This window comes from Achromobacter sp. DH1f, assembly GCF_000633435.1.
GTDB lineage: Bacteria > Pseudomonadota > Gammaproteobacteria > Burkholderiales > Burkholderiaceae_B > Achromobacter > Achromobacter deleyi.
Genome location: NZ_AYMF01000122.1, coordinates 1 through 946, shown reverse-complemented (window position 1 = coordinate 946; position 946 = coordinate 1). Strand labels below are relative to the sequence as shown.

Sequence of the window (946 nt, the reverse complement as noted above, 5' to 3'; positions counted from 1 at the left end):
CAGCGGCGTGCGCAACTGGTGGGCGGCATGGCCGATGAAGCGCCGCTGCGCCGCCAGCGATGCATCCAGCCGCAGCAGCAGGTCGTTGGTATGGGTGACCAGGGGTTCGATCTCGACCGGCACGCCGGCCACTTCCAGCGGCTGCATATCGTCGATGGAGCGCTGCCGGATTTCCTCGGACAGGTGATTGACCGAGCGCAGGCCCGAACGCACGCCCTGCACCACCACCCAGGTGAACAGCCCGATCAGCGCCACCTGCCCCACCACCATCAGCCAGAAGAAGTCTTCCAGCATCCAGATCGACATGTCGATCTTGTGGGTGATGACCCAGGTCGCGGCCAGGTCCAGCAGCACCAGCAGCAGGATCGGCGGCATCAGCCGGATGACCAGATGCCGCGCAAGCGAACGGGAGGGGAGCAAGGGGCGCGAGGCCGGGGGAGAGGGGGGAGTGCGTTCGTGCGTCATGACGCGTTGCCCTCGCTTAGGCGGCTGAGGCGTCCAGCCGCCGCAGGCCGGCTACGCCTGCCGGCACGGGGCAGCCAGGCAGGCCGTCAGGCCGTTTCCACATCCAGCATGTAGCCGAAACCGCGCACCGTCTGGATGCTGGCGCCCGTGCCTTCCAGGCGCTTGCGCAGACGGTAGACATAGACTTCGACGGCGTTTTCGCTGAAATCGGCATCCCAGGCGGACAGCGAATTCACGATCTGGCGCTTGGTGACCACGCGGCCTACGCGGGCCATCAGCATTTCCAGGACGGACAATTCGCGCACCGACAGCGACAGGCGCTGGCCGTTGGCCCGGACTTCGCGGCCGACGGTGTCGAACACCAGCGGGCCGACTTCGATCAGGGGCTGCGCCTGCCCTGCCCTGCGGCGGCCGAAGGCGCGCACACGGGCGGCCAGCTCGGGCAGCTCGAAAGGCTTGGTGACGTAGTCGTCGGCGCCGG

At 67.9% G+C, this 946-nt stretch carries 1 protein-coding gene and 1 pseudogene; both read right to left on the bottom strand.

Annotated features, from left to right (window positions below; genetic code table 11):
• A pseudogene (locus tag U858_RS0133340) lies at positions 1-465 on the bottom strand (sensor histidine kinase); the annotation flags it as partial.
• A gap of 86 nt (positions 466-551) precedes the next feature.
• The coding region (locus U858_RS0133335) for a response regulator transcription factor (protein WP_025141380.1) at positions 552-946 on the bottom strand (395 nt) is incomplete at its 5' end.